This is a genomic window from Bacillus sp. FSL K6-2865, assembly GCF_040311405.1.
Classification (GTDB): Bacteria; Bacillota; Bacilli; order Bacillales; family Bacillaceae; genus Bacillus; species Bacillus velezensis.
In genome coordinates this window covers 3,286,785-3,310,531 of sequence record NZ_CP152036.1, presented here as the reverse complement: position 1 = coordinate 3,310,531, position 23,747 = coordinate 3,286,785, and the positions used below count along the sequence as shown (strand labels likewise).

The window sequence follows — 23,747 nt, the reverse complement described above, 5'->3', positions numbered from 1 at the left end:
CGTCTCCTTATTTTTCCTCTAAGTAGTTATAAACTGGCTGTGCTGCATTTAAGGTTAAATCTGTAAGGATATGAGATGCTGAAACGACTTCTAATACAGGCAAATCTGCAAGCGGTGCCAGAGCATGTTCAAATAATTGAAGCCGCGCCGGTCCAGTCCAGGCACCTTTAACTTCTATATTCGTTATTTGCGTCCGCACCAAATCACAAACCCTTAAATCACCATTGTAATCAGTAGCAATCTTAACCATAAAAGTAGGTCGGCAAATTTCCCTTTTCGCTTTTTCCTTATCCATTTCGAAATGTTTATATCCCATAGTCGCAGTTGCCACACGAAGACTGCCATAATCTAATGTGCCAACAAGAGTATCAGAGTCTATATACAGCTTAGGGGCACCCAATTTCTTTGGATATGCAGTAAGTTCCCGTCCGCTTGCAATAGCCGGGAAATTGTCAACATACATAGAATGTACATAATCTCCTTCTTCACCATTAAAGCTGACAGGGATGACTTGTCCAGCCTCTGTATAGGCGCCAAGTCCGGAAACATCGGGCATCCACATCACTTCGAATTTCACTAAAGGTTCAGTAATTTCAAGAGGTTCCGGCACTGCTGCACGTAAAGCTTTTTCATCCGTTCGGTAAATAATATTTAAATATTCACGGTTAACAAATTTATAATTTGGGATAGGATAAGCAGGGGCTGTTAGTGGCGTATTTAAATTTTTTGCTATATCTTTCACATCAATTTTCATTGAATGACACCCTTTCCTTTTCTTTAACTATGCTATTATCTTACATTCGCATTTACATTTAATCCAATACATAATAAGGTATATATATATTTATTGAAATAAATGAGGGGGTGCAGACAGATGGAATTGCTGCAGCTAAAATACTTTCAGACAGTTGCCTATACTGAACATATATCTAAAGCAGCAGAACAATTAAAGATTGCCCAGCCTTCTTTAAGTCTCACTATAAAAAGACTTGAGAATGAACTGGGAACAACCTTGTTTGAGAGAAAAGGCAGAAATATTAAGCTGAGTTCAGCAGGGAAAATTCTTTTAAAACATGTAAACAGGATTTTTACTGAGATTGAAAATGCACAAACGGAAATTCAATTGGAGGAACATCAAATTTCTGACACCATCAGAATATCTATTTCCAATCCAAGATTCCTTGCAGGACTGATGAGTGAATATATCAACCGCTCCCCTCAATCAAAAATTCTCCAAGCAATCGGAGTTAAAAGCGAGATCATAACAAGTTTAAAAAAAGGGGACATTGATTTAGGAATAACAGGTCATCCGATTCAAGATGAAGAGATAGAGAGTTGGGTGCTGGTAAATGAAGATATTGTTCTGGCTTTGCCCTCAAACCACCGATTTACGGGTAAAACAGAAATTTCTTTACGCCTTGTCGCCGATGAACCATTTATTACCCTTGCTAATAATGAAGAGTATAGCGGTTTTACAGCCTCGCTTTGTGAGAAAGCCGGTTTCACCCCAAATATTGCATTTGAGGCAGATTCTCATTTACTGGTCGAGATTATAAAGCTGGATCAAGGTGTGGCGTTGCTTCCTATTTCAGTTTGCAGAACATTGGGGCTGAATTTTATAAAAGTGACTGATCACTCTGCTTCATATCCAGTCGGCTTATCTTGGATGAGACATAAGCTGTTGTCTTCTTCGGTAAGAAATTTTCGTGACTTTATTATGTCGTACTATAAAGATAACTATGAAATGTTTAAGGTTTATTGAAGGATTTCATCATTACTTTTTTGAGTTTTTTCCCCCATTTCCAATGAGGCGGAAGACTGGTCATTCCCAGATGATATAAAAAAATCCCGCGGCATCCGCGGGATTTTTCTTTGTTAAACGGCTTTCGCCTTTTCTTCTTGTTTGTCTGTCTTTTTGTTTGTCAGTTTAATTGATTTAACAAACAGCGTGAGGATCAATCCGGCAGCGATAAAGGCCAGGCCTGTGAAAAACACGCTGTGAAGCGAATCCATCAGTGACGTTTTCAAAACCGGCACGATATGGGAAGAAAATGCGGCCGGAATCTGCTTAATCGATTCCTGGCTGAACAGGGATTGAAGCAGCCCTTCAGGATTCTTGTCAATCATACCTTTAAACTGGGCGGCAAAGGCACTTGCCTGTTTCGGGAGTGAGTCTAAGTAAGGCACCAGTCTGTCGGTTAAAAGGCTTCCTGATCTGGCATTCATGACAGCGCCGAGCACCGTAATACCGAACGTTCCCCCGATCATCCGGAAAAATTGGCTTGAAGAGGTCACAACACCCAGCTCTTCTTTTGAAAACGTTTCTTGCAGAGCGAGTGTGAGAAGCGGCATGACGAGCCCCATTCCCAGACCGATCACGGCCATATAGCATGTAGCCGCGAGCTTGCTTGTATCCAGCTGTAAGGTCGTTAATAAGAAGAAGCCGACGGCCATGATCAGCATGCCGATCATGATTTGCGGTTTAATACCGATCTTATAAACCAACTGGCCTCCGATAATACTTGTGATAATCATAGATACCATCATCGGTGTCATAATCGTGCCGGACGCGGTGGCGCTGACTCCGATAATTCCCTGCATAAAGAAAGGAACGAACGTAACGGCGCCGAACATGCCGATACTCATGAAAAAGCCGATCAGATTCAGTACGGTAAACGTTCTGTTTTTAAACAGGTACATTGGCAGAATCGGTTCTTTTGCTTTGATTTCAGCGAAAATGAATCCGACAATCCCGGCAAGTGCAAGCGCAAAGAGACCGAGAATCTGCCAAGAGCCCCATGCGTAATCCTTTCCTCCGAAGCTGAGCGCGAGGAGGAGGCTGACGATTCCGACGATCATTGTGAAAATGCCGGCGATGTCAAAGTTAATCGGCCCGGTCTGTTTTCTGCCTTGTAGTCCTCTTGCGATAAAGATCACGGCTAAAATTCCGACAGGCAGGTTGATATAGAAAACCCATTTCCAATTTAATGAGTCAACAATCCAGCCCCCGATTTGCGGACCGATCACGGAAGCAAGCCCGTAAATCGCCCCGAAAAGCCCTTGGAACTTGGCACGCTGTTTCCCTGTGAACAAATCCCCGATGACGATCATAGCCATCGGCATCATGACACCGCCGCCGATTCCCTGAAGTCCGCGGAAAATAATCAGTTCCGTCATGTTGCTGGCCATTCCGCACAGTGCGGAAGCTCCCATAAAAATCAATAAACCTGATACATAGACGACGCGGCGCCCCAATAAATCTGCAAGTTTCCCCGCAATCGGAACGATCGTCGTCGAAGTTAAAAGATATGCCGTGGTCAGCCACGTCATCATGCTTAATCCCCCGAGGTCACCCACGATTTTAGGAATCGCCGTTCCTACGATGGTGCCGTCAAGGGCTGAGAAAAACATGGCGATGATTAAGCCGGTTATTAATAATGTGCGTTTTGGATCTTTCTTTTCAATGCTCATGTTTCGGCAGCTCCTCTTTTCTATTCGTTTTCTTTTTGATCAGCCGCGTATTTCTCGGCGGCTTCCGCTACTTTGCGGATGATGTTCACGGACTGAATCAGTTCATCGTCAGTCAGAACGGATAGGTTTCGCGCCAGTATCGCTTTCCGTCCTTCAACAACATCTTCGAATTTTGTTTCGCCTTTTTTGGTGAGGCTGATGTCGATGACGCGTCTGTCCTGCTGGTTATGTTTGCGGACGATAAGTCCTTTTTGTTCGAGGCGGTCGGCCATCAGCGTCACTGCGCTCGGCTTTACCTCCATGCGTTCCGCAATTTCGGAAACTTTGCAGCTCCCGTGTTTTTTCAGGCTGGCTAAAACAAATAATTGGGCAGGCGTCACCTCGTGTTTTGCCATGCTTTCCACCATTTCAGGCTGTATGTTTTGCAGCAGCGTCTGAAGAGATTTCTGGATGTCAGACACATATTGATCCGCGTTTTTCATAACTCCTCCTCATCTTGTTCCTTGAGAAAATAATTAACATTAGTTAAATATAAATAAGGATTAATGACAAGTCAATCTTTTTGTGCAAAAATAAAAAAAGGATTGATGCTTGTCGAAAACATCAAATCCTTCTTCGTTTTACTGCTGGTAGGGAGACTGCTGCTGAATGGTCTGCTGGAACTTCTGATACGATTGCTGAAGCTTTTGGGTATCGGCTGCTTCAATGGAATACCAGCCATTTTGAAACATCACATCGTATAATCTTCTTTGCGCTTTTTGTGACTCATCGAAAATCGCCTGAATATCTTGATAAAGAGACTCGTGGCTGAACTCGTGCAGGGCTGTGCAATATGAAGCCGTGATGTATTTTTCCGTCGTCAGCAGCTCATTCACCAAGTCTCTGTCATTCATTTGCGCCGTATTGGGCACGGGCGTTTGCGGATTCGTGATTTTTTGGTTTTGCTGTTCCATGTATTGTCCTCCTATTGCATATAGCCTGTTGTTGTCTGTCCGCCTTGATCGGGGTTCAAGCGGCCTAATATGTGCTGATAATGCTTCTGATGCATCCGGCCGATCTGATCAAGCTCTTGTTTTAACGTCTGATTCTGGCAATGTTCCGCCATAAAATGCGCTTTTTTCATGGCAAGCAGATTCCAGTTCAGCATGTCCTCAAGATACAAATGGTCTTTCGTTGAGATGACGGCAGGCGGCAAGTTTCCGTGCTGCTCTTGGTTGTTCATATAAACGCCTCCTTCAATTCTGTTCTTTTTAGCTTTCTCTGCGATCGGGATTTCATACAGATAAATTAAAATAACCACGATTTGCAGGAGAGACATCAATATTTACAATAAAAAAAGACACTATCAGAAGAATAAATCTTCGGATAATGCCTGTTCATGTTAACAGTTCAATATATGCGAAAGTCAGCAGCGGCACTAGGATTGGACTTCAGCTGCCGGTTTATTGTCTAGATCAGTGCCGGCTTTTCTTTCAGTTATTTTTATTTTTGGTAAAAGAAAAGCAGAAAGTACTCCGGCAATTAATAGTATAAGCCCTGCGAAAAATACACTGCGAAGGGAGTCCATTAATGCTGTCTTCATTATCGGTATGATGTGCTTTGCTATAGAATGCGGAAATTGTTCGAATGAATCAGAACTGAATAGCCTCTGTAGCAGGACTTGAGGATTGCTGCTGATCAAGTCTTTGAGATGAGCTGCCAATGCGTTTTCTTGTTTTGGGAAATTGTCTAAAAAAGGAACTAATTTATCGGTTAATATATTTCCTGACTTGGCATTCATCACTGCTCCCAGAATCGTAATTCCAAACGTACCTCCGATAGAGCGGAAAAATTGGCTTGACGAAGTAACCACGCCGAGCGTTTCTTTAGAGAAACTCTCTTGAAGTGCCAGAGTAATAATGGGCATAACAAGGCCCATACCGAAGCCGATGATAGCTACATAAGTAGTTGCAGTTAATTTGCTGGTGTCAGCTTCTAATGTGGATAATAAAAAATAGGCAAATGATATGATTGCCATCCCCGTGATAATCTGCGCTTTAATGCCAATTTTAAAGACCAGCTGCCCGCCTATAATACTGGAGATAATCATTGCAACCATCATCGGCATCATGATTGTCCCGGACTCAGATGCACTCATGCCGATTATTCCTTGCATGAAGAAAGGGACGAAGGTGATTGCTGCAAACATCCCAATACTCATAAAGAACCCTATCAAATTTAGGAAGATAAAAGTTCTGCTTTTTAGAAGATGCATAGGCAGAATTGGTTCTTCAGCTTTTTTTTCTGCAAATACAAAACTAATAATACTTATAGTGGCCAAAGCTAACAGACAAAATGTCTGCCATGATAACCAGTCAAATTCTTTTCCGCCGAAACTGAGTGTAAGCAGCAAACAGACTACACCCGTAATCATTGTAAACATCCCGATGAAATCAAAATGAATCGGACCCGTGTATTTTCTGGCCTGCAATCCCATCGCAATAAAGAACACAGCTACCATTCCCACGGGTAAATTGATAAAAAATACCCAATGCCAGCTGAAAGAATCTACAATCCATCCCCCAATTTGCGGTCCGATTACAGAAGCAAGAGCGTAAATACCGCCAAATACGCCTTGAAATCTGGCACGCTGTTTGCCTGTGAATAAATCTCCAATGACAATCATAGCCATCGGCATCATAATGCCTCCGCCAAGACCTTGTAAACCTCGAAACACAATTAATTCTTTCATATTATCAGCCAAGCCGCACAGTGAAGAGCCAATCATGAATATAATCAGCCCGGCCACATATACTGCCCGGCGGCCTAATAGATCTGCAAGTTTTCCAGCGATCGGAACGATGGAGGTAGATGTTAATAGGTAGGCCGTAGTCAGCCAAGTCATCATGCTCAGGCCGCCGAGATCTCCTACAATCTTAGGCATAACCGTTCCTACGATTGTTCCGTCTAGAGCAGAAAAAAACATGGCTATAATAAGTCCAATTAATAAAAGTGTACGTTTAGATTTTCCTGTTGAATCCACTTGAAGGTTCCCTCTTTTCATATGTTTCGAGCATAGTGATTCTTCAAAATTAGGTGAATGGATAACTCAGGCAGGTCCCTTCTTTAAATTCCGTTAGGGAAGAGAAGCCATCTTTAAAAATGAAGGATCGTAAAGCTATTAGAAAGAAATAATAATGCTTTGGAGGTATGTTTGTGAGGCAAAGATAAATTCAGCAGAATTATCATTTTGAAATTCTGCTTTTCCTTCTTAATAGATACGTTCAATAAACTGAATTATCAATTTTAAATATAAGCCATTGTAAATTATAAATCAATTATCTTTTAAGGAATATTTTCAAATTATAAGGGGATAAAGAAATATAAATTAAAAGTTTTTCGGGGCAAAATTTAACGAAGAAGCGGAATTATAGCTCGAAAACTCAATTTAAGAAGTAGTGATTTTTATTGACTCTTTTTGTGACTCATTAAAACCGTTTGAATATCTTGATAATATAATACATTGCTTTGACATCAGAGTCTGTATGGATATATGAACTGATATCTTGGCAATTTGCATAGCTTTTGTGTTTTAGCTTTCTCTGCGATCGGGATTTCATACACGAATAAAAGAAAAAGGAGGGAGTTCATCCTTGCTGCGGAGCATATGTTTATTTTTGTCGAAAAATAAAATGCTTACAAAATTCGCCCAGGCTTACGGAATCCGCTTCGGCGCGGGAAGGTTTGTTGCAGGGGAAACACTCACGGAAGCTGTGAAAACGGTAAAGCGGCTGAACCAAAAAGGGCTGTCGGCTTCGATTGATTATCTAGGTGAATATGCGGGTTCAGAGAAGGATGCGAAAAGGACGGCGGAAGAATGTAAAAAAGCAATCAGGGCGATTGCCGAGAATCAACTGGATTGTGAGCTGTCTCTGAAATTAACATCCATCGGTCTGGATATTTCCGAGAAACTCGCGGAACAGCATGTCAGAGACATATTGACGGAGGCAAAAGAACGCTGCGTGCCTGTAACGATTGATATGGAGGACTATTCAAGATGCGGCCGTACGCTTGAGCTGTATAAGCGGTGCAAGCCGGATTTTCCGATGCTCGGCACCGTCATTCAGGCTTATTTGTACCGGGCAGCTGAAGACATCAGCGGTCTGATGCCATACAAGCCGAGGCTCAGGCTTGTAAAAGGCGCTTATAAAGAATCGGCGGCCGTTGCGTTCCCTGATAAAAAAGCAACCGATCTTCATTTTCAGCAGCTGATTAAGCTGCAGCTTTTGAGCGGCCATGAAACGGCGGTGGCGACACATGATGATGACATCATTTCTTATACGAAAACACTCATCAGCGAACATCAAATTCCCCGGGAGCAGTTTGAATTCCAAATGCTGTACGGCATCAGAACGGAGCGCCAGAAGGAGCTTGCCGAAGAAGGATACAGGATGAGGGTATATGTCCCGTACGGAACCGATTGGTACGGGTACCTGATGAGAAGAATTGCCGAGCGCCCGGCAAACGCGGCATTTGTGCTGAAAGGGATCTTCAAAAAATAACGGCTGCTCCAAAAAGCAGCCGCAGCAAGTTATTCCATGTTGTCTTTTTTATATTGCTGATTTTGGCTCGTCCGTTTGCCGCCGCCGTATTTTTGCTTCGGTCCCGCATTTCCTTTCATGCTGGCCGCGCTCACTGCGGCAGAAGACGGATCTTTTCTCCCTCGCACCATTCCCTTCACCTCCGGGTTTAAGTTTCCCGCCCGCGCCATGGAACATGCGGAAGCCGAAAAATTTAAAAAATTCCATATTTGCTATTGAAGTCATCCTGAAAATCTTTTAAGATGAAAGAAGAAAAGGGTTTCATTTTTTTTGCCGAAAAAATGAATGACCATTCATTCAAAGTTCAAGGGGGATGACTCATGCACAAGTTTATAAAGAAAGCAGCCGTTCTCGGATCAGGCGTCATGGGGTCCGGAATTGCCGCGCACTTGGCTAACATCGGAATTCCCGTCCTGCTGCTTGATATTGTACCAAACGAGCTGACAAAGGATGAGATGAAAAAAGGGCTGACATTAGAAAGCCCGGAGGTCCGCAGCAGGCTGAGCCGATCGGCCATGCAAAAGCTGCTGAAGCAAAAACCGGCACCGCTGACTTCGGCTGCCAATCTCGACTATATAACGGCGGGGAATTTGGAAGATGACGCAGCTCAATTGAAGGATGCTGATTGGATTATTGAAGTCGTCGTTGAAAATCTTGACGTGAAAAAACAGATTTTCTCACTCGTTGATGAATACCGGAAACCGGGAAGCATCGTGTCGAGCAACACGTCCGGTATCTCCGTCACAAAAATGGCGGAAGGCCGATCTGCCGATTTTAAAGCTCATTTCTTAGGAACCCATTTCTTTAATCCGGCCCGCTACTTAAAGCTTCTGGAAATCATTCCGATTCAGGAAACAGATCCTGACGTGCTGGAGTTTATGACTTCATTTGCAGAAAACACGCTCGGGAAAGGGGTCGTCATCGCAAAAGATACGCCTAACTTTATCGCCAACCGCATCGGTACGTACGGCCTGCTGGTCACGGTAAGAGAAATGCTTTCTTCCGGCTGCCGTATCGGCGAGGTGGACACGGTGACCGGGCCTTTGATCGGCAGACCGAAAAGCGCGACCTTCAGAACCCTTGACGTTGTGGGGCTTGATACTTTCGCCCATGTGGCAAAAAATGTGTATGATAAAGCCGACGGCGCTGAAAAAGACATGTTTAAGCTTCCTGAATTTATGAATGACATGCTGAAAAACAATTGGCTGGGCAGCAAATCAGGCCAAGGTTTTTACAAAAAAGAAGGTAAAACAATATATGAACTCGATCCGCTGACCATGACATACGGTGAGCGCTCGAAAATGAAGACGCCCGCTTTAGAAGCCGCCAAACAGGCAAAGGGTGCCAAAGGCAAAATGAAAGCGCTTATATACTCCGATGACCGCGCCGGACGCCTGCTTTGGAATATCACATCGCAAACACTCTTATACTCAGCCCGGCTTTTAGGGGAGATCGCTGATGATATCAAAGCAATTGACGACGCCATGAAATGGGGCTTCGGATGGGAGCTCGGCCCGTTTGAGATGTGGGATGCCATCGGCGTCAGAAAATCAGCGGAGCGGCTCGAAGAAGAAGGCGCAGCACTCCCCGGCTGGGTGAAAGAAATGCTTGATCAGGGCCATGAAACATTTTATATGAAGGAAAACGGAACACCATTTTACTATTCAGACGGCCAATACAGGGCTGTGAAAGAAAATCCGAAACTGATCAGCCTGCAAACGTTAAAAGAAACAAAAGGCGTGATCACTAAAAACAGCGGAGCAAGTCTTATTGATCTCGGCGATGATGTCGCGCTGCTGGAATTTCATACGAAAAGCAACGCGATCGGCTTAGACATTATTCAGATGATTGACAATGCGCTTGAGGAAACGGAGCGGAATTATAAAGGTCTTGTCATCGGTAACCAAGGCAGACATTTCTGCGCGGGGGCAAACCTTGCGATGATTTTGATGGAAGCTCAGGATGATAACTTCATGGAAGTCGATTTTGTCATCCGCCGTTTTCAGCAGACGATGCTGAACATCAAATACAGCGCTAAACCCGTTGTAGCGGCGCCATTTGGGATGACACTCGGCGGCGGCACGGAAGTCTGTCTCCCGGCGGCACGCGTTCAGGCGGCGAGCGAATCGTATATGGGTCTCGTTGAAACCGGCGTCGGCCTTATTCCGGGCGGCGGAGGAAACAAAGAGCTGTACATGAATTATTTGGATGGCGGAAGTGAACTGATGGACGCGGCCATCAAAACCTTTGAAACAATCGCGCTTGCCAAAGTGTCCGGTTCGGCACACGAAGCCCGTGATATGCAGATTTTGTCCGCGGCTGACCGCGTCAGCATGAATCAGGATTACCTGCTGCACGATGCGAAACAGCTGGCTGCTTCCTTATATGACAGCGGATACCGCCCGCCTGCCCGCAAAAAAGTAAAAGTCACCGGGGAAACCGGATGTGCGGCGTTACTGCTCGGAGCGGACCAAATGAGACGGTCGGGTTATTTATCCGATCACGATATGAAGATTGCAAAGAAGCTGGCCCATGTCATTGCCGGCGGAAGAGTCCCGTTCGGCACGGAGGTTTCAGAAGAATATTTACTCGAGATTGAAAGAGAAGCCTTTTTAAGCCTCGCTGGCGAGGCGAAATCTCAAGCGAGAATGCAGCATATGCTCGTCAAAGGCAAACCTTTACGGAACTAGGAGGGTGTTTATGAGAGAAGCAGTCATTGTGGCCGGTGCGAGAACCCCGGTCGGTAAAGCGAAAAAAGGATCGCTTGCAGCCGTTCGTCCTGATGATTTAGGCGCGCTTTGTGTAAAAGAAACGCTGAAACGGGCAGGCGGGTATGAAGGAAATATCGATGACTTAATTATAGGCTGTGCAACACCTGAAGCCGAACAAGGATTAAATATGGCGCGGAATATCGGTGCGCTGGCGGGGCTTCCTCATACGGTGCCGGCCATTACGGTGAACCGCTACTGCTCTTCCGGACTCCAATCCATCGCTTACGGTGCTGAAAAAATCATGATCGGCGCGGGCGACACCGTCATTGCGGGCGGTGCGGAATCCATGTCGCAAGTTCCGATGATGGGGCATGTGACCCGCCCGAATATCGCTTTGGCGGAGCATGCGCCTGAGTATTACATGAGCATGGGGCACACAGCGGAGCAGGTCGCCGAAACGTACGGCGTATCCAGAGAAGACCAGGATGCATTTGCCGTCCGCAGCCATCAGAATGCCGCAAAAGCCCTTAAAGAAGGCAAATTCAATGACGAAATCGTGCCGGTTGAAGTATCGCTGACAGAAGTCGGTGATGACCATAAGCCGCGGAAAAAACAATTTACCTTTTCTCAAGATGAAGGTGTTCGTCCCGGCACATCGGCTGACGTCTTGGCGAAGCTCCGTCCGGCTTTTTCTAAAACGGGAACCGTGACGGCCGGGAACTCTTCACAAACAAGTGACGGCGCGGCGGCTGTCATGCTGATGGATCGCGAAAAAGCATCGTCGCTCGGATTGGCGCCGCTTGTCAAATTCCGTTCCTTTGCCGTAGGCGGCGTTCCGCCTGAGGTAATGGGAATCGGTCCGATTGAAGCCATTCCGCGGGCGCTCAAGCTTGCCGGACTCGAATTACAGGATATCGGGCTTTTTGAATTGAATGAGGCCTTTGCTTCACAGGCCATTCAAGTCATCAGATCGCTTGGAATAGATGAAGAAAAGGTGAACGTCAACGGAGGCGCCATTGCGCTCGGACATCCGCTCGGATGCACGGGAACGAAGCTGACCCTGTCACTCATTCATGAAATGAAACGGAGAAACGAGCAATTCGGCGTGGTGACGATGTGCATCGGAGGCGGCATGGGCGCTGCCGGCGTATTTGAACTCATTTAAAAAAAGGGGGAAATGAATATGAAACAGGAAACGGTCAACGTCAAAAAAGGCGGCAGCTTTCTGATTGAAGAGACGGGATATGATCAAATATTCACTCCGGAGGACTTTACAGACGAACATAAAATGATCGGCAAAACGACAGAAGACTATGTCGTAAACGATGTGCTTCCTTATATCGATGAAATTGAAAACCATCAGTTTGAGCATTCGGTCAGACTGCTGAAAAAAGCCGGAGACTTGGGCCTCCTCGGAGCAGACGTGCCTGAAGAGTACGGCGGTATCGGCCTGGATAAAATCAGTTCAGCCTTCATTACGGAAAAGTTTTCACGTGCCGGCAGCTTTTCGCTGTCTTACGGCGCTCACGTCGGTATCGGCTCATTGCCGATCGTGTTCTTCGGAACGGAAGAACAGAAAAAAACCTATTTGCCGGACTTGGCTTCAGGACAAAGAATCGCGGCATACGCCTTAACTGAGCCCGGTTCAGGTTCAGATGCCCTCGGCGCGAAAACCACGGCTGTTTTGAATGAAGCGGGCACACACTATATTCTTAACGGAGAAAAGCAATGGATTACAAACTCCGCCTTTGCAGATGTCTTTGTCGTCTACGCTAAAGTGGACGGAGATAAGTTTTCCGCATTTATCGTAGAAAAGAACTATCCGGGCGTGTCAACGGGACCGGAAGAGAAAAAAATGGGGATTAAAGGCTCATCGACAAGAACGCTGATTTTAGATCAGGCGGAAATCCCGAAAGAAAACCTTCTCGGCGAAATCGGAAAAGGCCATGTCATCGCCTTTAATATTCTGAATATCGGGCGCTACAAGCTTGCCGTCGGCACAATCGGCGCTTCAAAACGGGTGATTGAGCTGTCTGCCGCTTATGCGAACCAGCGCCGGCAATTTAAAACACCGATCTCAAGATTCACGCTCACTCAGGAAAAGCTTGCGACGATGTCAGCTCGGCTTTACGCCATGGAGAGCTCTGTATACAGAACAGTGGGCTTATTCGAAGATAATATGAGCAGACTGACGGAAGAGGAGCAAAAAGACGGACGCGAAGTCGCGAAGTCAATCGCCGAGTACGCGATTGAATGCTCGCTCAACAAAATGTGCGGCTCTGAAACGCTTGATTATATTGCCGACGAAGGCGTTCAAATTCACGGCGGTTACGGATTTATGCAGGAATATGAAGTGGAGCGCGCCTATCGCGACTCAAGAATCAACAGAATTTTTGAAGGCACAAATGAAATCAACCGCCTGATCGTAACGAGCACGTTCCTGAAAAAAGCCGTAAAAGGTCAGCTGCCGCTCTTTGAAAAAGCAAAAGCGCTCCAAGAAGAACTCATGATGCTGATGCCTGAAGAGCCGGGCTCAGAACCTCTTGAACAGGAAAAATACATTGTCAGACAGGCGAAAAAGATCGCCCTCTTGACAGCGGGTCTCGCGGCGCAGAAATACGGCAAAGAGATCGAAGGCGAGCAGGAAATCATGGTGAACATTGCCGATATCGTCAGCGCGCTGTACGCTTTGGAATCTGCCGTCCTCAGAACGGAAAAAGCAATTGCGGCGGACGGTGCCGAAAAAGCCGCGCAGAAGCTGTTATATACGGAAATCTTTGCCCAGGAAGCCCTTCAGAACATTGAAGCGCACGCCAAAGAATCACTGATCGCCATGGAGGAAGGAGATTCCCTCCGCATGATGCTTTCCGTGCTGCGCAAACTGACGCGCCTGACGCCGAAAAACCTCATTCAGAAAAAACGTGAAGCGGCAGCCGCCGTCTTCCGTGAAGAAAAATATACGGTCTGATCACATGCTGAAAGCGCTCCTTCATCAGGGGCGCTTTTTCATGAAGCAACGTTATAGGTTTTTACAAGTGATTGTGTTAAAATAACGACGATCATTTACAAGGGGTGAAGAAGATGTCGTTAAATTTTTACTGGTACCCTAAATGCGGAACGTGCCGTAATGCGAAAAAATGGCTGGAAGACCGCGGTAAGGAAATAAACGAAATACATATCGCGGAGGAAACTCCGTCGAAAGAAGAAATTAAAGACCTCTATGAAAAGAGCGGTCTTGAGCTCAAAAAGTTTTTCAACACGAGCGGAATGAAATACCGCGAACTGAACTTAAAGGAAAAACTGTACCATATGTCAGAGGATGAACAGCTCGAACTTTTGGCATCAGACGGTATGCTCCTGAAACGCCCGATTACGACAGACGGCGAAAAAGTCACTGTCGGCTTTAAAGAAGACCAATTCGAAAAATATTGGATGTAATGCCAGGTTCAAAGAATTATGGTATCTTCTTATTATAAGAAAAAAATGGAGGGATTTAGATGAGCACACCGAAAGATATGCGTTATTCCAAAGAGCACGAATGGGTCAAAGTTGAGGACGGAAAAGCCCGGATCGGGATTACACATTTCGCGCAAGCCGAACTTGGCGATATCGTATTTGTCGAGCTTCCGGAAGTCGGCGCCGAAATTAAAGCGGACGAGCCATTCGGCAGCGTGGAATCCGTCAAAACCGTTTCCGAACTGTACGCACCGATTAACGGAACGGTGACGGAAGTGAACGAAGACCTTGATGACAGTCCTGAATTCGTAAACGAGTCTCCGTATGAAAAAGCGTGGATGATCGTCGTGGAACCGGCTGATGCTGAAGAAATCGAAAACCTCATGACTTCCGAGCAATATGACGAAATGACACAGGAAGACTGATCGGATAGCAAAGGGGCCATTTGGACATTCTATCTGTAACGGGAGGTGTCTAAAATGGCTTTTGATAAACAAAAGGTCGATGTGACGGAGAACGTTACGGGCCGCTTTCAAAACGGCCGGTTTTCCTTGTTTTATGAAAATGAAGCCATCGGCGAGATGACAGGCATGGACCAGTACGAGCTCAAACAGGGCTTTTCATTTGAAAATCAAAAATTTTATAAAACAGCCGATGTCATAAACGGCAGCGATCCGAAATATGTCGATTGCGATTATGAGAATGGCTGGTGTTAACAGTTGGCGGTGAATTTCACTGCCTTCTTTTTCAATCTGACGCTAAAACAATCGGCAGGTGACGCGCTTATGTACAACGGAGATGAAAAGGTCATTATCGTAGAAGGAAAATCTGATAAAATCAAAGTCAGGGAAGTGCTCATCGAACCCGCGGAAATCGTCTGTACAAACGGGACAATCGGCCAAACCGAACTGGAAGATTTGGCGGACCGCCTGTTTGACAGAGACGTCTATATTTTAACGGACGAAGATGACTCCGGAGAAAAATTAAGAAAACAGCTGAAACGGGAGCTTCCCGAAGCGCGCCACATTTATATAGACAGAACATACAGGCAAGTCGAGTCGTGCCCGGGCCATCATCTCGCATCTGTGCTGATCAGAGCCGGCTTTGATGTTGACACTGTATTTTTGAAAAAGAACGACCTGAGGTGGTAATCATGAAAGAACTCCAAGAAAATGAACTCGAATCGATTCAGGATGACGTTTATCTCCTGTATTTGTACACCCCGTTTTGCGGCACATGCCAGCTGGCGTCCAAAATGCTTACTGTCGTCGAAGAAATGCTGCCCGGCGCCGCCTTCTATAAAAACAACGTGAATTATTCCCCCGCATTCGCCAAAGCCTATCAGATTGAAAGCGTTCCGTGCTTTTTGCTGTTTAAAGGCGGAGAGCTTGTTGAGAAAGGATACGCCTTCCGCTCCGTTTCCTATTTATATGAGCTGATTAAACAAAAAACATCGCAAACGTTCCCGATGTGACAATATTTACAGGAAAATGTCGTGCGGTTTATAAAGGGTTCTGTCCGTTAAAAAGAGAAAGTGTATGTATGGCCATTAAAACGGGAGGTTATACGAGTGGAGAAAATAGAAGTTTCAGAGAATGACGGACAGCATCTGTTTTTGAAACCGCTATTAAACGCCTCAACGCTGCTGATTACATTCCAAGGAGAAACAGAAGCCTTAACGGTCTCAATTAACGGACAGGGAGAAATGAGAAAAACGTCGGTTTCCAAGGAAAAATCTAATTTGACCTTTTACGGAAACCAGACGGAAATCATCCATCTCCTGCATGGTGATGTCTCTTTGCAAAAGCTTATCCAAAGCGGAAAACTCAAAGTGAAAGGATCATTCAGAGCTCTGCTGAAGCTGGAGGCCATCCTCTGGCTGACAAACGGATTTTTTCAGGCGATCAGTAAACGGCCGTAACTGCCAATCTACTATGTGACAATAGCTTCCAATATTTATTTTATTGACTTTTTATCATTCGCCGTGCTATTCTACAGTAAGAATTTCCGGACGAAAATACGATATGTTTTCTCTTATCAAGAGAGGTGGAGGGAAGTGCCCTATGAAGCCCGGCAACCATCAACAATGTTGAAATGGTGCCAATTCACTCGAAGCGGTCTGCTTTGAAAGATGAGAGAAAGGCCTTTTTCAATAAGCCTTTCTGCTCGTTTTTGCAGAAAGGCTTTTCTTTTGCGGAGAAACCCGGAAGATTTCTTAGAATAGTGTAAGGCGGGTGATTGCTTTGATCCATCTTCAAAATGTTTCAAAAATTTACAAAGCGAAGCATGGGGATGTCAATGCTGTCCAAGATGTCACTCTTGATATCAAAAAGGGCGAAATATTTGGAATTATAGGATATAGCGGAGCTGGTAAAAGTTCCTTAATCCGTCTCCTGAACGGCCTTGAAAAGCCGACGTCGGGAACCGTGGAAGTCGCGGGGACGGAATTAAATAAAGTAAGCAGCCGCGGACTGAGAAAAGCGCGCCAGGAAATCAGCATGATCTTCCAGCATTTTAACCTTCTGTGGTCGCGCACCGTCCGGGAGAACATTATGTTCCCGCTGGAAATCGCCGGCGTGAAAAAAAGCGAACGGGTCCGCCGCGCTGATGAATTGATTAAACTGGTCGGATTAGAGGGGAAAGAAAAATCTTATCCGTCGCAGCTGAGCGGCGGTCAAAAGCAGCGTGTCGGCATCGCCCGGGCGCTCGCCAATAATCCGAAAGTCCTTCTGTGCGATGAAGCGACATCAGCGCTCGATCCGCAGACGACCGATTCAATTTTGGATCTTTTATCCGATATAAATGACAGACTCGGCCTGACGATCGTGCTCATTACCCATGAAATGCACGTCATCCGAAAAATCTGCAACAGAGTCGCCGTCATGGAAAACGGGAAAGTCGTTGAAGAAGGCGAAGTACTCCAAGTTTTCAGAAACCCGCGCGAACCGATGACCAAGCGTTTCGTTCAGCAGGTGACAGAACCAGAGGAGACGAAAGAAACCATCCAGCATTTTCTGCAGGAAACAGCGACAGGAAAAACGATTCAGCTTTCATTTGTCGGGCAGGCAGCCGAGCAGCCCCTCATTACGGAAATGATCCGAAACTTTGATGTGGACGTCAATATTCTGCAGGGGAAAATTTCACAGACGAAGGACGGAGCCTACGGTTCTTTATTCATTCATATTGACGGTCAGGAAAAAGAAGTAGAAAACGTGATCCGGTTCATCAAAGACAAACAGGTAGAAGCAGAGGTGATCACAAATGTTTGAAAAATGGTTCCCGAACGTTGATATAACCGAGCTGTGGACGGCCACATACGAGACCCTTTATATGACGGTCATCGCTTTAGTTTTTTCATTTATCATCGGAGCGATTCTCGGTCTTCTGCTCTTTTTAACGGGCAAGGGAAGCTTATGGGAAAATAAAATCATTAACACCGTGATTGCGGCGGTCGTTAATATTTTCAGGTCTATTCCGTTTCTTATTTTAATTATTCTGCTTCTCGGCTTTACTAAGATTTTGGTCGGATCGATTTTAGGACCGAACGCCGCATTGCCGGCGCTGATTATCGGCTCCGCGCCGTTTTACGCCCGTCTTGCGGAAATTGCGCTGCGGGAAGTCGATAAAGGAGTCATCGAAGCTGCCAGATCAATGGGAGCAAAGACATCGACGATTATCTTCAAAGTGCTGATTCCTGAATCAATGCCTGCGTTAATTTCAGGCATCACCGTTACGGCCATCGCCCTGATCGGATCTACCGCCATTGCCGGCGCCATCGGTTCAGGCGGACTCGGAAACCTTGCATATGTAGAAGGCTACCAGTCCAATAATACGGATGTAACGTTTGTAGCGACAGTATTTATACTCATCATCGTCTTTATCATTCAGATTATCGGTGATGTAATTACAAATATAATAGACAAAAGATAAGGGAGGATTTACATTGAAAAAGATTGTATTAAGTGCGCTGCTGCTTGTGTTCGCGGGAGTTTTGGCCGCCTGCGGATCAAACGGCTCGAATAAAAAGGAAATCGTCGTCGCCGCGACAAAAACACCGCATGCTGAAATCTTAAAAGAAGCGGAACCGCTCTTGAAGGAAAAAGGCTACACATTAAAAGTAAAAGTGCTGAACGATTACAAAATGTACAACAAAGCGTTAGCTGATAATGAAGTGGATGCGAACTACTTCCAGCACGTTCCTTACCTTGAACAGGAAATGAAAGAAAATAAAGATTACAAACTCGTGAATGCCGGAGCCGTTCACCTTGAGCCATTCGGAATTTACACGAAAAAATACAAATCACTGAAAGACCTGCCTAAAGGCGCGACCATCATCATGACTAACAATGTCGCTGAACAAGGCCGTATGCTGGCGATGCTTGAAAAAGCCGGACTGATCACACTTGATCCGAAGGTAAAAACGATTGAAGCCACTACGAAAAACATTACGAAAAACCCGAAAAACCTGACATTCAAAAAAATCGCCCCTGAATTAACGGCGAAAGCATATAATGAAGAAGAAGGCGATGCAGTCTTCATTAACGTCAACTATGCGATTCAAAACAAACTGAATCCGTTAAAAGATGCGATTCAAGTGGAATCAACGAAAAACAACCCGTACGCAAACATCATCGCCGTACGCAAAGGTGACGAAAAATCAGAGAAAATCAAAGCGCTTATGGAAGTGCTTCACTCTAAGAAAATCAAAGACTTTATTGAGAAAAAATACGACGGAGCCGTGCTTCCCGTATCTGAATAAAACGAAAACCCCGGGTGAATCATCCGGGGTTTTTTTCGGGTATTAATCGGAGAACTGTCCATAATAAAAAGGAAGGTTAACTTATTGGAGGGAATGGCAGTGGCTCAATACCAGGATAACGGCAAAAGCGTGCATGACGCATTGAAACAATATAAAGAAGGTTTAGGCATATTCGAGCAAAAAATGCCGATGATGGGGCGGAAGTTTAATGAATTTACTGAACAGTGTTTCTCAGCGGATTCATTAACTGAAAAAGAGAAACAATTAATCGCTCTGGGCATCAGCATCAGCGCTCAAGATGAATTTTGCATGATTTATCATACGAAGGGCTGCCTTGACCAAGGGGCGACAGAAGAAAACATCCTTGAGGTCATCAGCGTCGCGGCGGCATTCGGGGGCGGCGCGGCTCTCAGTCAGGGAGTGACCCTCGTGCAGCAGTGCATTCAGGAATTCGGACATACGACGCATTAGAAAGAGCAATCGTGTGAATACCGTTTTTCAGATAAAGCGAGCGCCGGATTCCGGCACATTCGAAAGGATTCAGGGGCACACTCTCTTTGGCCGGAGCAGCGGATCATTGTTACAATAGAAACAAATAGATGAAGGGATTGATTCATTATCTGCACCAGCCACGAGAGACTGGACCTTGACTATACGCCTGAAATGGAAAAAGCGATGCAGAAGTCACACGGCATCGGCTACGAGGAATACGGACGGCGTCTTTCAAAAAGGATGGAAGTCGAACGGCAGAGGGAGCTTGAATATCAAAAAAGCAAGTTCCTCGCAGCGCAGCTTAATGAGAAAATCGGTCAGTAAAAAAGGGTGGATTTCCGCCCTTTTTCTGTTTCAAACAGCTTTAATTACGCCTTGATCTTTGATAAACTTTAGGAATGTTCCGGGTAATATAAAAAGTTGTATTTACTTTTCATTTGTTATAAAATTAGAATGAGAATAAATTGAGAATAATGATTATATATTTTGGAGGTATAGATATGGCTGCTTCAACATTAACGATCAAGGATCTTCACGTTGAAATCGAAGGAAAAGAGATCTTAAAAGGTGTAAACCTTGAAATAAAAGGCGGCGAATTCCACGCTGTCATGGGGCCGAACGGTACCGGTAAATCCACGCTCTCAGCAGCGATTATGGGACACCCGAAATACGAAGTTACAAAAGGCAGCATCACGCTTGACGGCAAGGATGTACTGGAAATGGAAGTGGACGAGCGCGCTCAGGCGGGTCTTTTCCTGGCGATGCAGTACCCAAGCGAAATCAGCGGTGTGACAAATGCCGATTTCCTTCGCTCTGCGATTAACGCACGCCGTGAAGAAGGCGATGAAATTTCTCTTATGAAATTCATCCGCAAAATGGACGAAAACATGGAGTTCCTTGAAATGGACCCTGAAATGGCGCAGCGTTACCTGAACGAAGGTTTCTCAGGCGGGGAGAAAAAACGCAACGAAATCCTTCAGCTTATGATGATCGAGCCGAAAATCGCCATTCTTGACGAGATCGATTCAGGTCTTGATATCGATGCGCTTAAAGTCGTTTCTAAAGGAATCAACAGAATGCGCAGCGAAAACTTCGGCTGCTTAATGATCACTCACTACCAGCGCCTTCTGAACTACATTACGCCTGATGTCGTTCACGTTATGATGCAGGGACGCGTAGTGAAATCCGGCGGCGCGGAGCTTGCACAGCGCCTTGAAGCGGAAGGTTATGACTGGATTAAACAAGAACTAGGCATTGAAGACGAAACTGTAGGCCAAGAAGCGTAAGCGTTAGGGGGATAATCATGACATTGGAAACGAAACTATCCGTAGATCAGGAATATGTCAAAGGCTTTTCCGAAAAGCATCAAGAACCTGCCTGGCTGAAAAACCTGCGCTTACAGGCTCTTGAAAAAGCTGACGATCTGCCGCTGCCTAAGCCTGATAAAACAAAAATCACAAATTGGAACTTTACAAAGTTCAACAAGCATACAGTAGAAAATGCGCCGCTTGCTTCTTTAGAAGATTTAGCTGATGAAGCAAAAGCGCTGATCGATATCGAAAACGAAGACAAAACGTTATACGTGCAGCGTGACCAAACGCCCGCTTTCCTTTCTCTTTCCAAAGAACTGAAAGACAAAGGCGTCATCTTTACGGACATCTTAACGGCTGCCCGTGAGCACAGCGACCTCGTTGAGAAGTATTTCATGAAAGACGGCGTTAAGGTCGACGAACATAAACTGACTGCGCTTCATGCAGCATTAATGAACGGCGGGGCATTCCTTTATGTTCCTAAAAACGTTCAGGTGGAGACGCCTGTTCAGGCCGTTTACGTTCATGAAAGCAATGACACGGCATTGTTCAACCACGTGCTGATCGTCGCTGAAGACCACAGCTCCGTCACTTACGTTGAGAACTATATCAGCACGGTGAATCCGAAAGAAGCTGTATTCAACATTATCAGTGAAGTGGTCACAGGTGATAATGCCAGCGTGACGTACGGCGCTGTTGACAACCTGTCAGCAGGCGTCACAACATACGTCAACCGCCGCGGAGCCGCGCGCGGACGCGACAGCAGAATCGAGTGGGCGCTCGGACTGATGAACGACGGCGACACGATTTCTGAAAACACGACAAACCTCTACGGAGACGGCACATACGGCGATACGAAAACCGTAGTTGTCGGAAGAGGAGAACAGACGGAAAACTTTACGACGCAGATCATCCACTTCGGTAAGGCTTCTGAAGGCTATATCCTGAAGCACGGAGTCATGAAAGATGCCGCATCTTCCATTTTTAACGGAATCGGCAAAATCGAGCACGGCGCGTCTAAAGCAAACGCTGAACAGGAATCCCGCGTTCTGATGCTGAGTGAAAAAGCACGCGGAGATGCAAACCCGATTCTTTTAATTGATGAAGACGATGTAACTGCAGGACATGCGGCATCTGTCGGCCGTGTGGACCCGATCCAGCTTTACTACTTAATGAGCCGCGGAATTCCGAAAGAAGAAGCGGAGCGCTTAGTCATTTACGGATTCCTTGCTCCGGTGGTAAAAGAGCTTCCGATTGAAGGAGTTAAGAAACAGCTCGTCTCCGTCATCGAAAGGAAAGTAAAATAATGAATATCACCGATATTCGTGAACAGTTCCCGATCCTTCATCAGCAAGTGAACGGACATGACCTCGTGTACCTTGACAGCGCGGCGACTTCCCAGAAGCCGCGTGCTGTCATTGAAGCAGTGGATCAGTATTACAGCAAATACAATTCCAATGTCCACAGAGGCGTTCATACTCTTGGCACGAGAGCGACAGACGGCTATGAAGGTGCGCGTGAAAAAGTCCGTAAGTTTATCAATGCGAAATCAATGGCTGAGGTCATTTTCACAAAAGGCACGACAACTTCACTGAATATGGTGGCGCTGAGCTATGCCCGCGCCAGCTTAAAACCCGGTGATGAAGTGGTCATCACCCAAATGGAGCATCATGCGAATATCATTCCGTGGCAGCAGGCTGTAAAAGCAACCGGCGCGACTTTAAAGTATATCCCGATGCAGGAAGACGGCACGCTTTCGTTAGACGACGTCCGGCAGACTGTCACAAGCCATACGAAGATCGTGGCAGTCGCTCATGTGTCAAACGTGCTCGGCACGATCAACCCGATTAAAGAGATCGCCAAAATCGCTCATGACAATGGCGCAGTCATCGTGGTAGACGGGGCGCAAAGCACACCGCACATGAAAATCGACGTTCAGGACTTGGATTGCGACTTCTTCGCCCTTTCTTCCCATAAAATGTGCGGCCCGACGGGAATCGGTGTGCTGTACGGCAAGAAAGAACTGCTTGAGAATATGGAGCCGGCCGAATTTGGCGGCGAGATGATCGACTTTGTAGGGCTTTATGAATCAACTTGGAAAGAGCTTCCGTGGAAATTTGAAGCAGGCACGCCGATTATCGCAGGCGCGATCGGATTGGGAGCCGCGATTGATTTTCTTGAAGAGATCGGACTCGACGAGATTTCCCGGCATGAGCATAAGCTTGCAGCCTATGCGCTTGACCGTTTCGAGCAGCTAGACGGCGTGACGGTATACGGTCCGAAAGAGCGGGCGGGACTTGTGACATTTAATCTTGATGAGGTTCACCCTCATGATGTCGCGACTGTCCTCGATGCTGAGGGCATTGCGGTCAGAGCCGGACATCATTGCGCCCAGCCGCTCATGAAATGGCTGGATGTATCTGCTACTGCGAGAGCGAGTTTTTATCTGTATAATACAGAGGAAGAGATCGATAAGCTCGCGGAAGCCCTCCAAAAGACAAAGGAGTACTTTACAAATGTCTTTTAATGCAAATTTAGATACATTATACAGACAAGTGATCATGGATCATTACAAAAATCCGCGCAACAAAGGGGTTTTGGATGACAGCATCGTCGTCGATATGAACAACCCGACTTGCGGCGACCGGATCAGACTGACAATGAAGCTTGACGGCGATACCGTTCAGGAAGCGAAGTTTGAAGGGGAAGGCTGTTCTATCTCCATGGCTTCAGCTTCCATGATGACGCAGGCGATTAAAGGAAAAGATATTGATACCGCCCTTTCCATGTCTAAGATTTTCTCAGACATGATGCAAGGGAAAGAGTATGACGACTCGATAGATCTCGGGGATATTGAAGCTCTTCAAGGCGTTTCGAAATTCCCGGCCCGGATTAAATGTGCCACCCTTTCATGGAAAGCACTTGAAAAAGGAGTCGCTGGCGAAAAAGGCGGCAATTAAAAGATTGG

At 45.9% G+C, this 23,747-nt stretch carries 27 protein-coding genes and 1 riboswitch; of the genes, 20 read left to right on the top strand and 7 right to left on the bottom strand.

The window, feature by feature from the left end; all coding sequences use genetic code 11:
• Window positions 1-7: 7 nt before the first annotated feature.
• Complete coding sequence (locus tag NYE42_RS16405) at window positions 8-754, bottom strand: acetoacetate decarboxylase (protein ID WP_342497068.1); 747 nt, start codon at window positions 752-754, stop codon at window positions 8-10.
• 120 nt (window positions 755-874) lie between these two features.
• On the opposite strand from NYE42_RS16405, the gene NYE42_RS16400 reads away from it, so the two are divergent.
• A complete protein-coding gene (locus NYE42_RS16400; protein WP_031378373.1) occupies window positions 875-1,762 on the top strand; it encodes a LysR family transcriptional regulator in 888 nt (295 codons plus the stop codon).
• A 113-nt stretch (window positions 1,763-1,875) separates the two neighbouring features.
• Here NYE42_RS16400 and NYE42_RS16395 read toward each other — a convergent pair whose 3' ends face one another.
• The 5 genes from NYE42_RS16395 to NYE42_RS16375 form a co-directional block, all read right to left on the bottom strand.
• Window positions 1,876-3,471, bottom strand: coding sequence for an MDR family MFS transporter (locus NYE42_RS16395; RefSeq protein ID WP_033574876.1), 1,596 nt, complete (start codon window positions 3,469-3,471; stop codon window positions 1,876-1,878).
• Window positions 3,472-3,491: 20 nt separating this feature from the next.
• Window positions 3,492-3,953 (bottom strand): MarR family transcriptional regulator, encoded by a 462-nt coding sequence (locus tag NYE42_RS16390; protein ID WP_003151828.1) that lies wholly within the window; start codon window positions 3,951-3,953, stop codon window positions 3,492-3,494.
• A gap of 138 nt (window positions 3,954-4,091) precedes the next feature.
• Window positions 4,092-4,424: a spore coat protein gene (locus tag NYE42_RS16385; RefSeq protein WP_007613617.1), complete on the bottom strand. Its 333-nt coding sequence runs from the start codon at window positions 4,422-4,424 to the stop codon at window positions 4,092-4,094.
• A gap of 11 nt (window positions 4,425-4,435) precedes the next feature.
• Window positions 4,436-4,693 (bottom strand): hypothetical protein, encoded by a 258-nt coding sequence (locus NYE42_RS16380; protein ID WP_015418171.1) that lies wholly within the window; start codon window positions 4,691-4,693, stop codon window positions 4,436-4,438.
• 195 nt (window positions 4,694-4,888) lie between these two features.
• A complete protein-coding gene (locus NYE42_RS16375) occupies window positions 4,889-6,514 on the bottom strand; it encodes an MDR family MFS transporter (protein ID WP_251257629.1) in 1,626 nt (541 codons plus the stop codon).
• 589 nt (window positions 6,515-7,103) lie between these two features.
• Between NYE42_RS16375 and NYE42_RS16370 the strand changes: the two genes are divergently transcribed.
• A complete protein-coding gene (locus NYE42_RS16370) occupies window positions 7,104-8,012 on the top strand; it encodes a proline dehydrogenase family protein (RefSeq protein WP_017418958.1) in 909 nt (302 codons plus the stop codon).
• 29 nt (window positions 8,013-8,041) lie between these two features.
• On the opposite strand, the gene NYE42_RS16365 is transcribed toward NYE42_RS16370, so the two are convergent.
• Complete coding sequence (locus NYE42_RS16365; protein WP_003151836.1) at window positions 8,042-8,182, bottom strand: YuzL family protein; 141 nt, start codon at window positions 8,180-8,182, stop codon at window positions 8,042-8,044.
• Between the two features lie 189 nt (window positions 8,183-8,371).
• On the opposite strand from NYE42_RS16365, the gene NYE42_RS16360 reads away from it, so the two are divergent.
• From NYE42_RS16360 to sufU, 18 genes are all read left to right on the top strand, one after another.
• Complete coding sequence (locus tag NYE42_RS16360; protein ID WP_352426589.1) at window positions 8,372-10,741, top strand: 3-hydroxyacyl-CoA dehydrogenase NAD-binding domain-containing protein; 2,370 nt, start codon at window positions 8,372-8,374, stop codon at window positions 10,739-10,741.
• A 10-nt stretch (window positions 10,742-10,751) separates the two neighbouring features.
• Window positions 10,752-11,927: an acetyl-CoA C-acetyltransferase gene (locus tag NYE42_RS16355; RefSeq protein WP_003151841.1), complete on the top strand. Its 1,176-nt coding sequence runs from the start codon at window positions 10,752-10,754 to the stop codon at window positions 11,925-11,927.
• A gap of 18 nt (window positions 11,928-11,945) precedes the next feature.
• Entirely contained in the window at window positions 11,946-13,730 is a 1,785-nt protein-coding gene (locus NYE42_RS16350) for an acyl-CoA dehydrogenase family protein (RefSeq protein WP_144664273.1), read from the top strand.
• Window positions 13,731-13,843: 113 nt separating this feature from the next.
• Entirely contained in the window at window positions 13,844-14,200 is a 357-nt protein-coding gene (locus NYE42_RS16345; protein ID WP_003151843.1) for an arsenate reductase family protein, read from the top strand.
• Window positions 14,201-14,259: 59 nt separating this feature from the next.
• On the top strand, window positions 14,260-14,643 hold the full coding sequence (gene gcvH / locus NYE42_RS16340; protein WP_003151844.1) for a glycine cleavage system protein GcvH: 384 nt from the start codon (window positions 14,260-14,262) through the stop codon (window positions 14,641-14,643).
• Between the two features lie 54 nt (window positions 14,644-14,697).
• Window positions 14,698-14,934, top strand: coding sequence for a YusG family protein (locus tag NYE42_RS16335; protein ID WP_033574881.1), 237 nt, complete (start codon window positions 14,698-14,700; stop codon window positions 14,932-14,934).
• Between the two features lie 69 nt (window positions 14,935-15,003).
• A complete protein-coding gene (locus NYE42_RS16330; protein ID WP_352426588.1) occupies window positions 15,004-15,369 on the top strand; it encodes a toprim domain-containing protein in 366 nt (121 codons plus the stop codon).
• A 2-nt stretch (window positions 15,370-15,371) separates the two neighbouring features.
• Complete coding sequence (locus tag NYE42_RS16325) at window positions 15,372-15,692, top strand: thioredoxin family protein (protein WP_003151847.1); 321 nt, start codon at window positions 15,372-15,374, stop codon at window positions 15,690-15,692.
• A 96-nt stretch (window positions 15,693-15,788) separates the two neighbouring features.
• Window positions 15,789-16,139 carry an SCP2 sterol-binding domain-containing protein gene (locus NYE42_RS16320; RefSeq protein ID WP_007410085.1) on the top strand — a complete coding sequence of 117 codons (351 nt, stop codon included), beginning with the start codon at window positions 15,789-15,791 and terminating at the stop codon, window positions 16,137-16,139.
• A gap of 110 nt (window positions 16,140-16,249) precedes the next feature.
• Window positions 16,250-16,356: riboswitch (SAM riboswitch) on the top strand.
• Between the two features lie 105 nt (window positions 16,357-16,461).
• The gene (gene metN / locus NYE42_RS16315) at window positions 16,462-17,487 is read left to right on the top strand and encodes a methionine ABC transporter ATP-binding protein MetN (protein ID WP_003151850.1); all 1,026 of its coding nucleotides are present in this window, start codon (window positions 16,462-16,464) and stop codon (window positions 17,485-17,487) included.
• Window positions 17,480-18,148 carry a methionine ABC transporter permease gene (locus NYE42_RS16310; RefSeq protein WP_003151851.1) on the top strand — a complete coding sequence of 223 codons (669 nt, stop codon included), beginning with the start codon at window positions 17,480-17,482 and terminating at the stop codon, window positions 18,146-18,148. The genes metN and NYE42_RS16310 overlap by 8 nt, the downstream gene beginning before the upstream one ends.
• Before the next feature lie 13 nt (window positions 18,149-18,161).
• Window positions 18,162-18,977 carry a methionine ABC transporter substrate-binding lipoprotein MetQ gene (gene metQ / locus NYE42_RS16305; protein WP_012118382.1) on the top strand — a complete coding sequence of 272 codons (816 nt, stop codon included), beginning with the start codon at window positions 18,162-18,164 and terminating at the stop codon, window positions 18,975-18,977.
• Window positions 18,978-19,061: 84 nt separating this feature from the next.
• Window positions 19,062-19,448 (top strand): carboxymuconolactone decarboxylase family protein, encoded by a 387-nt coding sequence (locus NYE42_RS16300; RefSeq protein WP_015387747.1) that lies wholly within the window; start codon window positions 19,062-19,064, stop codon window positions 19,446-19,448.
• A 192-nt stretch (window positions 19,449-19,640) separates the two neighbouring features.
• Window positions 19,641-19,793 carry a hypothetical protein gene (locus NYE42_RS16295; protein ID WP_003151857.1) on the top strand — a complete coding sequence of 51 codons (153 nt, stop codon included), beginning with the start codon at window positions 19,641-19,643 and terminating at the stop codon, window positions 19,791-19,793.
• A gap of 176 nt (window positions 19,794-19,969) precedes the next feature.
• Window positions 19,970-20,755: a Fe-S cluster assembly ATPase SufC gene (gene sufC / locus NYE42_RS16290; protein ID WP_003327022.1), complete on the top strand. Its 786-nt coding sequence runs from the start codon at window positions 19,970-19,972 to the stop codon at window positions 20,753-20,755.
• 17 nt (window positions 20,756-20,772) lie between these two features.
• A complete protein-coding gene (gene sufD / locus NYE42_RS16285; protein WP_015240539.1) occupies window positions 20,773-22,086 on the top strand; it encodes a Fe-S cluster assembly protein SufD in 1,314 nt (437 codons plus the stop codon).
• Window positions 22,086-23,306 (top strand): cysteine desulfurase SufS, encoded by a 1,221-nt coding sequence (gene sufS, locus NYE42_RS16280; protein WP_007410089.1) that lies wholly within the window; start codon window positions 22,086-22,088, stop codon window positions 23,304-23,306. The genes sufD and sufS overlap by 1 nt, the downstream gene beginning before the upstream one ends.
• A complete protein-coding gene (sufU, locus tag NYE42_RS16275) occupies window positions 23,296-23,739 on the top strand; it encodes a Fe-S cluster assembly sulfur transfer protein SufU (RefSeq protein WP_003151877.1) in 444 nt (147 codons plus the stop codon). The genes sufS and sufU overlap by 11 nt, the downstream gene beginning before the upstream one ends.
• Window positions 23,740-23,747 lie beyond the last annotated feature (8 nt).